Genomic DNA, 11845 nt, shown 5'->3' with positions numbered 1-11845 from the left:
TTCGCGTGGGGGCGGGCTGACTCGTCTGGCGGTGACGGGTCATCGGTCCTCGGCCGCGCCGAGCCTGCTGTCGAGGTAGGCGAACAATTCCGCGGCGGAGGCCTCCTCGATCTGCTCCCCGGCGGCGCCGGGGGCCGGGGCGAGGCGTTTGGCCAGAATGCCGAGGCGGTCGGCCATCTCGCTACGGAGCGCTTCCTGGCCGGAATCGGCGAGAGCGGGCGCCAGTTCTTCCAGTCGGGCGAGCACGTCGAAGGGATCCGCAGGGTCGGCGGCGGCCGTCTGGGTGAGACGCGTCCAGAGATGGCCGGCCAGGGATTGGGGGGTCGGGAAGTCGAAGGCCATCGTGGTGGGCAGCCGCAGGCCCGTTTCCTGCTGCAGGCGGTTGCGCAGCTCGACCGCGGTGAGGGAATCGAGCCCGAGGGAGAGGAAGGTCGCGGCGCCGGCGGCGGCACTCACCTTCTCGTCCTCCAGGAGTTCCGCCACCAGGTCCAGCGCCCGCTCCACCAGTACGGCGCGGCCGGCGTCAGGGCTGAGTCCGGCCAGGCGGGCGGGGAGTGCCGCCTGCTGCGAATCACCGGACTCGGCGCCTGCCACCGCGCCGAGCCGGGCATAGAGGTCGAGCTGGTCGTCGCTGAGCCAGTACTCGGCGATCCGGCCGTCCTCGAAGCGGAGGATGTCCACTCCACGGAAGGTCACTTCGGTGCCCGGCGCAGCCGTGGCCGTCGCGGGCCGGTCGCCCGTCCAGGTGCCGCGGAAGACCCAGCGGCCGATGGCGTAGTCACCCACGAAGAAGGGGCCGAGCTCACCGGTGATGGCGGCGTCCTCGGCGTAGGAGGACCGGAAGGCCGCTATCCAGGCGGCGATCTGCGGGCCGTCGCTCAGCGTCGCGGGGTCGGGCATGCCGAACTCGGGGATGTTGACCCGCATGGTCCGGGAGACGTAGTCGTCGGCGATGGCGTAGTCGCCGTTCCAGAGCCGGTTCCACGCGTCCCACAGTTCCTGGTGCGTGTGACCCGTGCTGCTGGTTCGGCTCGCACCCCCGTCCTCGTCCCCGCCGGCCGCGTCCTCGCCGGCCAACTGCCGGAGCACGGCCTCGGACAGGCCGTGTCCGTTGACCTTCTCCATGCGCGCCACGATCTCGGGGGACAGGAACTCCTCCACCGTCATGAGACGGGAGCCGAAGGTGTGGAAGTGCGCGGCCATTTCGGGGTCGCGCGCGGCTGCGGAGAAGGAGAACTCCTCGATCTCGTTGAAGGGACGGGCCGTCGCGAAGTCGGCGATGAGGTGGTGGTGGGGCCCGGTCTCCGCGGTGTGGCGCGCGCTGTACTTGCGGAGCGCGGCGTCGAGGGCGGTGTCGGTCGTCGCGTCGCCCCCACCGGTGAGGGCGGGCGCGCTCTCCGATACGAGCCACTGGGCCGACTGCATGGCCCAGGCGCACCCCACGGCCGCCAGGGGATCGCTGGCCAGAGCCGCGTCGCCGATCAGCGCGTATCCCGAGCCGGCCGGCTCGCGGGAGACGAGCGGGTAGTTGACCGTTCCGATGATCTTGGAGATCCGTTCGGCACTGTCGATGTCCGGAGCCTCGGGCAGGGAGCGCACGAAGTTCATGTACGCGCCTTCCAGGTCGGCTTTGAAGTCGCCCAGGCGCGGCTTCGACACGACGGCCGCGATGACGGTGACGTCGTCCTCCATCGGCATGACGTACGCGTTGTCGGGCTCGAGGTAGTAGACGCGTGCGGCGTCACCCGCCTGCCGGGCAAGGCCCTTGAAGTACGCGAAGTAGCTGAAGCGGCCGTTCTCCGTCGTCTCGGCACGGGCCCCCGCCAGTCGGGCGACCGTAGACTCCTTGCCGTCCGCGCCGACGACGAGCGGGGCGCGTAGGGAGAAGGCCTCTTCGCCGGCGGTGCCGGCGACGCCCACGACGCGGCCGTCCTCGACGAGGAGCTCGTTCACCGTGTGGCCCGGCTTCAGGTCCACGCCCTCGGTACCTGCGGCCAGGCGCCGCAGCAGCGGGTCGAGGGTTTCCCGGCGCACGCTGTAGCCGTGGGCGCCGGCCGCGTCGTGCGGCGGTCTGATCCAGCCCCAACGGGTCCAGTAGTGGGCGGTGTTCCGGATGGCTCCCGCCTGCTCCAGTGCCTTGTCCAGACCAGTCGCCACCATGACGGGGTACGCGGACGCCTGGATGTAATGGGTACACAGGACCTTGTGCGCGTCCATGTCGGAGCGGCGCTCCAACAGAGCCACCCGTGCCCCTTGTTGTGCGTAAAGAATGGCCGCGGTACATCCGCCGACGCTCGCGCCGTTGATGATCACGTCGTATGCGTTGCTCACTGCTTGGGTTTCCTTCCGCTCCGGCCTGGGACGCGAAGTCGCCTGCCGGGAAAGAGAAATGACTTGACGCCCGAGATGCTCCGGGCGGCGGCCTGGTCCCGTGGCTACAGGGCTTCCAGGACTGCGCACGACCAGGTGAAGCCGCCGCCGCCGCCGAGGACCACGGCGATGTCTCCGGACTTCAGTGCCCCGGACACCACGATGTGCTCGGCGTTGGCCAGCAGGTCGCCGGCTCCGAGGTGGCCGCTGGACTCGCGCACGGCAAAGACCTCCGCCTTCACGGCAGCGTCCAGCGCGGGGCGGTACATGAGGTCGAGAACGCTGTCGCCCAACCGGGGCAGGACCACGCACGCGATGCGGGGGTCCTCCGTCTCCACCTCGGCATCGGCCAAGGCAAGCCGGAGTACTCGGTTCACGCACCGCAAGGCCGCGCCCCGGAATCCTTCGATGCCCCCGTGCATTTCGAGGTAGGCCTTCTTCGGGCGCTTGACGTCGACGCGGCCGCCGCCGTGCGCGAGAGGCGCGACGCTGAAGTGGTCGCGTCCCCGGTACATCTCCTCGAAGGAGGCGTCCGTGACGAAGGCCAAGGAGCGCAGACGCAGAGCCCCGGGACGCTCGTCCGGTCCCCGGCGTCGCAGTAGCGCGGCCGTACCGGCGTCGCCGTAGGCCACGCCGTAGTCCGACGCCCACCGGTCGAAGCCGGGCAGGGAGAACCTGTCCCCGGTAGTGACCAGGGCCGCCTCGGCCCGCGGATCGGCGACCAGCTTCTGCGCTGCGATCCCCAGAGCAGCCGCCCCGGAGTTGGACATCTGCTGCACGCCCAGTGGCAGAGCGGCGCCGGCGCCGATGTGATGGGCGATGTAATGGGCCGGCGACCAGAAGTCGTGCCCTTGGTAATAGGTCCACCCGTGGGCGACAAGGGCGATGCGGGCCGGGTCCCACGCGGCGTCGGCGAGCACACGGCGAGCGGCTCGAACAGCCATCTCGGGTGCCGCGAGATCTTCCGAGACCGGCACCTCTGTGAGTGCCAGGTCCTCGGCGTCACCGACGGTCAAACGTCCGGCGGCGACCATCGCGCTCGCGCTTTCCCTGCCGTCGGGAATCCAGGTGGCCACATTTAATATAAATTCTTGCGCTAACTTCACCGAACCCTCTCCCCCGTTGCAACGATGTACAGATGTGCAGGCCAGAGCCCAATCCGTGCACCGTTGATCTACGACCACCCTGGCAACCGCTCAGGCGATCTGTCAAGGCGATATGGGCTGACCCCACCTGTCCGGCGGTCAGTGGCTCAAGGGCGCCGCCGGCCCGGACTTGAAGTGGAGTTTCACCGTTTGCTGTTTGCCCGCAGCCAGGCCGCACGGGCCAAGCGCGCACGGGCGCAAGCGGAATGGATCTGCTGCCTTGATAGACGAAAACCGGCCATGTTTCCCCGTAGGTTGGCTTCAAGATCGATCCTCTGACGCTGGAACCTTGACCGGCCGCCCGGCCGCATCCTTCGCTGGTGCAACCCATGCTGATCCCACCCACTACAACCATGCAAGATTCAACAAACAGGGTGTGGGGTTCTGTTTTACGTGCCCACCCCGACAGAAACCGCGGAAATCAAATGAGGTATCTTGCGACACGGGAGGGAATTGTGACGGAGGCCGACCCCGGCGGGTTGCTCACAACAAGTGCCAGGCTTCTCGCGGTCAGCGACCTGCATGTCGCGTACGCCGAGAACCGTTCGGTATTGGAGCGTCTACGCCCGACATCGGAAGGCGATTGGCTCGTCGTCGCCGGCGACGTGGGCGAGCTCGTCTCTGATGTGGAACGAGCGCTGGGCATCCTGGCGCGGCGGTTCGAACGGGTCATCTGGGCCCCGGGAAACCACGAGCTGTGGACGCATCCGAAGGACCCCTGCCGACTGCGCGGCGAGAAACGCTACGCGCACCTAGTCGACCTGTGCCGCTCCATCGGTGTGCTGACCCCGGAGGACCCGTACGCGGTGTGGCAGGGCGACGGCGGGCCGGCCGTCGTAGCGCCCCTGTTCGTCCTCTATGACTACAGCTTCCGCGCGCCCGGCACGCTCACCAAGGCGGAGTCCCTGGCGCGGGCGGTGGCGACCGGCGTGGTGTGCGCCGACGAGTTCCTGCTGCACCCCGACCCCCATCCGACGCGGGACGCGTGGTGCCGTGCACGTCTGGCGGAGACCGAACGACGGCTCGCCGAGATCGACTTCGCACTGCCGGTCGTACTCGTCAACCACTTCCCCCTGAAACGGGAGGAGACCGCTGTCCTGCGCCACCCCGAGTTCGCGCAGTGGTGCGGCAGCGAACAGACGGCCGACTGGCACACCCGGTACGGCGCGACCGCCGTCGTGTATGGGCACCTCCACATTCCGCGTACCACGTGGCACGACGGGGTCCGCTTCGAGGAGGTGTCCCTCGGCTACCCTCGGGAACGCCTGAAGCGCGCCGTCGACCGTCCTTGGCCGGTGCAGATCCTGCCGGCCCCCGGCGGTGCGGCGTGATCGCTGCCCTGCTGCCGCCGCACGTCGCAGCCGCCGAGGAGTTCGGGGACCCGCCGGGCGGGTTCCTCTTCACGGAGGAGGCTGATCTCGTGGCCGGTTCCGTACCGCTGCGACGCGCCGAGTTCACGACGGTACGGATGTGCGCGCGCCGGGCCATGGCGCGACTCGGCGTCGAACCTGTTCCCCTGCTCCCGGGCCTTCACGGCGCGCCCCGGTGGCCCTCCGACGTGGTCGGGGGCATGACCCATTGCGCGGGATACCGGGCTGCGGCGGTGTCCCTGCGCCGGTACGTCACCGCGATCGGCATTGACGCGGAGCCCGATCGCCATCTGAAGCCCGGCGTGCTGCCCACCATCGCCGGGCCGGAGGAACAGGACCATGTCCGGCACCTGCGTCTCTTGCATCCCCGGACCGCGTGGGACCGGCTGCTGTTCAGCGCCAAGGAATCCGTCTACAAGGCATGCTTCCCCGCGACCGGCAACCGACTCGGCTTCTTCGACGCGGCCATCAGCTTCGACGCGTCCGCCGGGACCTTCCGGGCCCGATTGCGGACGCCGGGCGTGGTCATCGCAGGCCGCCACCACCACATGCTCGACGGCACGTGGCACGCGGGCGGCGGATTGCTGCTCACCTCAGTCGTGATCGCCGTCGATGAGCGGATGGGGCTCGATCCGCTTTGACGGACGTTCGAGATCAGGGGTTCGTCCCCGGGAGGATGTCCATCATGGAGAGCACGGGGAAGAAGAAGCCTCGCCCTCGCCGTTCGTTCACGCCGGAGTTCAAGGCCGAGCTCGTCGAGCTGTGCCGGCGGCGCGATTTCGATCTGACCGAGACTGCGGTGCGGGACTGGGTCAAACAGGCCCGGTCGACGCGGGGGAGCGTGACGGGCTGACCAGCAGCGACCGCGAGGAGCTGGCCGCGCCACGGCGGGAGACCGCCGCCTGCGCGAGGACGCCGGCATCCTCAAGCGGGCCACGCCCTCCTTCGCGAAGGAGACCCGGTGACGGTGCACCCGTTCATCGAGGCGGAGAAGCAAAGCAACGACAACGTCCAACGCGCGTGCGACCTACTCAGCTTGCCATTTAGCCTCCGGCGTCGAACGAGGCTCGAACTTGGTGGGGGTTTCCCCAGTTCATCGGCTGTGTGAAAGGCGCGAGCCGGATGCTGTGCTCAGCGATGATGCAGCACGGAGGCCGGGATCGTGGAACGGGTCGAGCACGGCGTTCAAAGAGGCCCGTTCGCGACGGTGTCGGAGTTCCGGTCCGAGCTGTACGCGTGCCTGACGTCGCGGGCGGATGCCCTGTTCGAATTGTGCGACGCGCTGTTGTGCACCGATGGGCCGGTCCGGACCCTCGTGGACCTTTCGCTCGCGCCGGAACACCGTCGCGGGCACGGGGCTCTGTACTCCGGGATCAACCGGAGCCGGATTGACGTCGCCCGCCTTCGTCGCATGCTGGCGGGCGTGCTGCTTCCCCGCGCGAGCGACGGCCGCCTGGTGTTGGCTGTGGATGTCTCCCCGTGGCTTCGGCCGGACGCCGACACCTGCTCGGACCGATCCTTCTGCCACACTCTCGGCCGCGGCCTGGGCAAACGCCAGATGGTCCCCGGCTGGCCCTACTCGATCGTCGCCGCCCTGGAGGCCGGCCGCACCTCGTGGACTGCACTGCTGGACGCGATCCGACTGGAGCCCGGCGCCGACCTCGCCGCGGTCACCGCCGACCAGGTCCGCGACGTCGTCGAACGCCTCGTGGAAGCCGGACAGCGCAGCTGGGGACCCGAGCATCTTGGTCGTGCTGGACGCCGGCTACGACGCACCCCGCATTGCCCACCTGCTCGGTGATCTACCGGTCGAGGTACTCGGCCGACTCCGCCCAGACATGGTGATGCGCAAGTCGGTCCCGGTGCCGTGGATCTGCCCGCCGCAGGGCGGCCGCCCGCCCAAGCACGGCGGTGAGTTCGTTTTCGGTGACCCGGCCACATGGGGCGACGTCGCCGCCGTCACTGTCACCAACACCGACCGGTACGGAGCCATTCCACTGTGCCGATGGAAGTCCTCGGCAGGCGCCTCACCCTGGGCGCTCAGCTCCGCTGGCTGCACCTACCGCTCGCGCGGTTCCGCCTCGGCTGTTTTCGCTACGGCAGGTTCTCGGGGGCGAGTTGTCCCGCCGACTGGTACGCGTACGCGAGGTTGTTGCAGAGACCAGCGTGTTGGGTGGTCGGGGCCCAGGACCAAGAATCGCCGCTGCGACACCCCCGAAGCGTTCCGCGTTCTTCGCCGAGGTCGACCCCACGGAGTGTGAGAACGAGTACCTCGCCCTGGCCACCGTGCGGGTGATGGAGGTCGCGGAGGCCGGCCGTACCGCGTAGGAACCAAGGTGCGGCGATCGGGACTCCATGTCCTTCAGCTAGGGCTTGGGTGGGCGGCCTGCTTCTTCTCCGGGACGACTGCCTTGATATTGCGTCTGCGCAGGTAGGACCGGTTGCTGCGGGAGTCGTACGCCTTGTCGGCCCGAACCCGGTCCGGGCGCTTGCGCGGTCTGCCGGGCCCGGGCCGGGGCGCCCGGATCGCTTCAAGGAGCGGCTCGAGCTGCGGGGAGTCGCCCCGTTGCCCGGCCGTGATCACCACCGCCGGGGGTTTCTGTCCAGCCGGTCGCCGCATACTGGCGAACGAACCTGACGAGCGCCGGCTCGCCCCGCTGTTCGTGTGTCCAAGTCGGCGACGGACCGCATCATCGACCACGTCGGGGTCGTCGCAGTCCTAGCATCTCTCCGGTTCCGTGAACATCTCCGGGCGGTTACGCATTCGGTTCTGCTGTCTGACGGGCCGACAACTCGTCGTTTTCGTGGGCCGATTGGATGTCTTTCTGTCGGTTGTGGTGTGGGTCACGCGGTAAGAGAGTGGCGGCCTTCCCGTCGGCTACCCGCCGCCAGCGTTGAGAGGACGTTCATGTCCCACAGTCCCAGCGGTGAAGTCCACAGGCTCAAGGCGAACTCGGTCGGTCTGGTCGGGGTGGTGTTCATGGCCGTGGCCACCGCGGCGCCGATCACCGCGATGACCGGCAACCTGCCGATCGCCGTCGGTTTCGGCAACGGCATCGGGGCCCCGGCCGGTTATCTCTTCGCCACCCTGGTCCTGACGGTGTTCGCCGTCGGCTACGTGGCCATGGCCAAGCGGATCACAGCGGCCGGTGCGTTCTACGGATACATCTCCCACGGCCTGGGCCGGATCGCGGGGATGGCGTCGGGCATGCTCGCAGTCCTTGCCTACATCGTCTTCGAGGCCTCGATCGTCGGCGTCTTCTCGTACTTCGCCAAGACGACCGTGCACGATCAACTCGGCGTCGACCTCCCGTGGATTTTGTACGCGGCCGTCATGCTCTGTGTGACCGCCGTCCTCGCGCACTTCGACATCAACCTCACCGCCAAGGCACTCGGCGTGATGCTGGTCGGGGAGATAGCCGTCCTCTTCGCCGTCGCCACCGCGGTGCTCCTCGCAGGCGGCGGCCCGGACGGCATCCCGCTGGAACCGGTCAACCCGAAGAACGCCTTCACCGGCACCTCAGCCGGCCTCGGCCTCTTCTTCGCCTTCTGGTCCTGGGTCGGATTCGAATCGACCGCCATGTACGGCGAGGAATCCCGCGACCCCAAGCGGGTCATCCCGAAGGCCACCTTGATCTCGGTCGTCGGCGTCGGCCTCTTCTACATCTTCGTCTCCTGGATGACCATCGCCGGCAACGGCCTGACCAAGTCCGTCGAGCTGTCCGCCTCCGCCAACCCCCTCGACCTGTTCTTCGCGCCCACGCAGCACTTCATCGGCTCCTGGGCCGTCGACTCCTTCCAGTGGCTGCTTCTGACCGGGTCCTTCGCCTGCGGCATGGCCTTCCACCAGTGCGCCGCCCGCTACCTGTACGCGATCGGCCGCGAGGGCTTCCTCCACCCGGCCCTCGGACGCACCCACCCCCGACACGGCTCCCCACACGTCGCCTCCCTCGTACAGAGCGCCATCGCGATCGCCCTCGTCGCCGCCTTCTGGCTCACCGGCCAGGACCCCTACATCCACCTCTACACCCTGCTCGCGATCCTCGGCACCATGGCCATCCTCATCGTCCAGACCCTCTGCTCCTTCGCCGTGATCGGCTACTTCCGCAAGAACCATCCCGAAGACCGGCACTGGTTCAAGACGTTCACCGCCCCCCTGCTCGGCGGGATCGCCATGAGCGCCGTCGTGATCCTGCTGGTCATCAACATGAAGACCGCGGCCGGACTCGCCGCCGACTCCCTCGTCTTCACCCTCATCCCGTGGATCGTCGTCGCCGTCTTCCTCGGTGGCCTGGCCCTCGGTCTCTACCTCAAGTTCAAGGCGCCCGAGCGCTACGAGGTCATCGGCCGGATCGTCCTGGAAGACGCCACCGAACGCACCGATCCCAGCACCGAGAACGCCTCCCCTTCCGCCGCGAACGTCTGACACCCCCCGGGAGCCACCCGCCATGGCCCGAACCTCCGTCATGCACGCCCTGAGGCAACTCGCCGCCGAACACGCCGCCGCCCGCCGACTGTCCCTGCCCGCCGCCGACGTACGGGGCCTGAGCCGCCGCGCCCTGCTGGAGCGTGCCACCGCTCTGGGCCTGGGCACCGCCCTGGCGGGCGCCGCCGCCACCCGTCCCGCCCGGGCCGAGACCGCACTGGCCGGCAAGAAGCCGCCGACGGGCGATGCCCGCGTCGCCGTCGTCGGCGCGGGCATCGCCGGGCTGACCGCCGCCCTCACCCTCAAGGACGCGGGCATCGCCTGCACCGTCTACGAAGCCAACCCCACCCGCGTCGGCGGCCGCATGTGGACCCAGCGCGACCACTGGGCATACGGCCAAACCTCGGAGATCGGCGGCGAGCTGATCGACACCAGCCACAAGAAGATCCTCGAGCTGTGCCGCCGCTTCAACCTGCCCACCGAAGACTTCCTCGGCGGCGGACCCAACGGAGCCGAAGAAGTCCTCTGGTTCGACGGTGCCTACTACCCCCGCGCCCAGGCCGACGAAGACTTCAAGGCCGTCTACCAGGCCCTGCGCCGCGACCTCCAAGACGCGGGTGAGGTCACCTGGAACACCACCACCCCCACCGGCACCGCCCTGGACAACATGTCCCTGTACCAGTGGATCGAGACCCGGGTCCCCGGCGGCCACACCTCACGCCTCGGCCAGTTCATCGACGTCGCCTACAACGTCGAATACGGCGCCGACACCGTCGACCAGTCCGCCCTCGCCCTGGTCCTCCTCATGGGCTACCAGCCCAACCCCGGCCACTTCAACATCTGGGGCCTGTCCAACGAGCGCTACCACATCACCGGCGGCAACGACCAACTCCCCAACGCCATCGCACAGACCCTGCCCACCGGCACCCTGCTGATGGGACGCGAACTCACCGCGGTCCGAGCCAACGCCGACGGCACCCAAACCCTCACCTTCAACGAGTCCGGCACCACCCGCACCGTCACCGCCGACCACACCATCCTGTGCCTGCCACTGCCCGTCCTTCAGCGCATCGACCTCAGCGCGGCCGGATTCGACCCGCTCATGAGGAACCTTCTGCGCGACGCCCGCATGGGCTACTGCACCAAACTCAACATGCAATTCACCAGTCGGCCCTGGCGCGGCACCGGCCCCTGGCCCGGCGTCTCCGCAGGCGACTGCTTCACCGACTCCGACATCCAGCAGACCTGGGACACGACCAAGGTCCAACCCGGAAACGGAGGCATCCTGCTCCAGTACGGAGGCGGCACCCTGGCCGGCGCGCTCACCCCCGCGACCCCCTTCGCCACCGAGACCGACCCCTACGTACGAACCCTCGCCACCCGGACGCTCACCGGCATCGACACGTTCTTCCCCGGAACCAAAAACGCCTGGAACGGACGAGCCCAACTGTCGGCCTGGCACCGCAACCCCTACTCCCTCGGCGCCTACTCGTACTGGCCCACCGGCTACCTCCACCGGTACGCGCGCTACGAAGGCACAGCGCAGGGCAACATCCACCTCGGCGGCGAGCACTGCAGCTACGACTTCCAAGGCTTCATGGAAGGCGGCGCCACCGAAGGCGAACGCGCGGCACGAGAGGTCATATTCGCCCTGACCTAGTACTGCAACGGTCTTTGGGTTGACTGGTTGGCAGCTTCTGGTGGTGTGTGGCCGCGTCGTTTGTAGTGGCTGATGCGAGCCTGGAACTGGCGTCTGCGGCGCCAGTTCGACCAGTGCAGGACGTGCTGAACACAGGTGCTGGCCGGCGGTGGGTGAGTCGGGTGATCAGACGTCGGAGTCCGGGGAGGGTGAGGGGTATGAGCTGGGAGGATCCGTTTCTTCGACTCAAGGCCGTCCTGGTCCACTGACCCGAACTCGACGCCCTCACCACTCACGTCCGGTCCTTCGCCCAGATGCTCACCGAGCGCCAGGGGGAACGGCGGCCGCAGTGGCTGGGACGCCGTCCGACGCGACGACCTCCCCGGTCTCCACACCCCCGCCGCGGGCATCGAACGTGACCGCGACGCCGTCCCGACGCCTATCGGCAGTTCCTTACCGCAGATCGGCGGCTCAGGCGCGGCGCCGTTCTACGGACTCATGCCGCTGGAACGGTGTTCCCTGCTGGTCATGAATCCGCGCGGGGAACCAGGCGCACCCCGCGGCTTCAACGGCACAGGATCCGGGACTCACGGACGCGACCTCTTCCTCCACGTCATCGAGATGGGCTGCACCGACGTATGTGCCGTGGCGGTGACCGGTCCCCTCACGGGCCGCGTCCTCACGGGTAACAGCGACGGCTACTGGGGCCCCAACGTCTCCTCCGCCACCGACTTCCTCGACTGGTACGAACGCTGGCTCAACCACATGAGCGCTGGACGCGACAACCGGGCCCTGGAACTCACCTCACCCCAGCTTCGTGCCCAACCCGACCGGCATCGCATGGCCCCGAAGATCTGACTCTCCGTAACAGCTACACGGAGTGTGAGCCGAACCT

The 11845-nt window shown here is 68.5% G+C and carries 8 protein-coding genes and 2 pseudogenes; 7 read left to right on the top strand and 3 right to left on the bottom strand.

Annotated elements, in window-relative coordinates; genetic code table 11:
• Positions 1 to 39: 39 nt before the first annotated feature.
• Positions 40 to 2331, bottom strand: a complete 2292-nt coding sequence (locus ACFWBF_RS19835; protein ID WP_385603235.1) for an FAD-dependent monooxygenase — start codon at positions 2329 to 2331, stop codon at positions 40 to 42.
• A gap of 104 nt (positions 2332 to 2435) precedes the next feature.
• On the bottom strand, positions 2436 to 3476 hold the full coding sequence (locus tag ACFWBF_RS19830) for a ketoacyl-ACP synthase III family protein (RefSeq protein WP_385603232.1): 1041 nt from the start codon (positions 3474 to 3476) through the stop codon (positions 2436 to 2438).
• A 494-nt stretch (positions 3477 to 3970) separates the two neighbouring features.
• Here ACFWBF_RS19830 and ACFWBF_RS19825 point away from each other — a divergent pair, with 494 nt between their 5' ends.
• From ACFWBF_RS19825 to ACFWBF_RS19810, 4 genes and pseudogenes are all read left to right on the top strand, one after another.
• The gene (locus ACFWBF_RS19825; RefSeq protein WP_385603229.1) at positions 3971 to 4846 is read left to right on the top strand and encodes a metallophosphoesterase family protein; all 876 of its coding nucleotides are present in this window, start codon (positions 3971 to 3973) and stop codon (positions 4844 to 4846) included.
• Entirely contained in the window at positions 4843 to 5526 is a 684-nt protein-coding gene (locus tag ACFWBF_RS19820) for a 4'-phosphopantetheinyl transferase (RefSeq protein ID WP_385603226.1), read from the top strand. The genes ACFWBF_RS19825 and ACFWBF_RS19820 overlap by 4 nt, the downstream gene beginning before the upstream one ends.
• Positions 5527 to 5570: 44 nt before the next feature.
• Positions 5571 to 5738 (top strand): transposase, encoded by a 168-nt coding sequence (locus ACFWBF_RS19815; RefSeq protein WP_385603223.1) that lies wholly within the window; start codon positions 5571 to 5573, stop codon positions 5736 to 5738.
• A gap of 309 nt (positions 5739 to 6047) precedes the next feature.
• Positions 6048 to 7146 (top strand): annotated as a pseudogene (locus ACFWBF_RS19810) (transposase).
• 101 nt (positions 7147 to 7247) lie between these two features.
• Here the strand turns inward: ACFWBF_RS19810 and ACFWBF_RS19805 are convergent.
• The gene (locus ACFWBF_RS19805) at positions 7248 to 7505 is read right to left on the bottom strand and encodes a transposase (RefSeq protein ID WP_385603220.1); all 258 of its coding nucleotides are present in this window, start codon (positions 7503 to 7505) and stop codon (positions 7248 to 7250) included.
• Between the two features lie 288 nt (positions 7506 to 7793).
• Between ACFWBF_RS19805 and ACFWBF_RS19800 the strand changes: the two genes are divergently transcribed.
• From ACFWBF_RS19800 to ACFWBF_RS19790, 3 genes and pseudogenes are all read left to right on the top strand, one after another.
• A complete protein-coding gene (locus ACFWBF_RS19800; RefSeq protein ID WP_385603217.1) occupies positions 7794 to 9311 on the top strand; it encodes an APC family permease in 1518 nt (505 codons plus the stop codon).
• Positions 9312 to 9333: 22 nt separating this feature from the next.
• On the top strand, positions 9334 to 10971 hold the full coding sequence (locus ACFWBF_RS19795) for an FAD-dependent oxidoreductase (protein WP_385603213.1): 1638 nt from the start codon (positions 9334 to 9336) through the stop codon (positions 10969 to 10971).
• 410 nt (positions 10972 to 11381) lie between these two features.
• Positions 11382 to 11808: pseudogene (locus tag ACFWBF_RS19790) on the top strand (SMI1/KNR4 family protein); the annotation flags it as partial.
• Positions 11809 to 11845 lie beyond the last annotated feature (37 nt).

The organism is Streptomyces sp. NPDC060028 (assembly GCF_042736725.1).
GTDB lineage: Bacteria > Actinomycetota > Actinomycetes > Streptomycetales > Streptomycetaceae > Streptomyces.
This window is presented reverse-complemented; position numbering and strand designations above follow the sequence as displayed.

Excerpts from the sequence above, each read along its gene's own strand:
- ACFWBF_RS19815 (WP_385603223.1), top strand. The coding sequence starts at position 5,571 with ATGGAGAGCACGGGGAAGAAGAAGCCTCGCCCTCGCCGTTCGTTCACG.
- ACFWBF_RS19805 (WP_385603220.1), bottom strand. The coding sequence starts at position 7,505 with ATGCGGCGACCGGCTGGACAGAAACCCCCGGCGGTGGTGATCACGGCC.
- ACFWBF_RS19800 (WP_385603217.1), top strand. The coding sequence starts at position 7,794 with ATGTCCCACAGTCCCAGCGGTGAAGTCCACAGGCTCAAGGCGAACTCG.
- ACFWBF_RS19795 (WP_385603213.1), top strand. The coding sequence starts at position 9,334 with ATGGCCCGAACCTCCGTCATGCACGCCCTGAGGCAACTCGCCGCCGAA.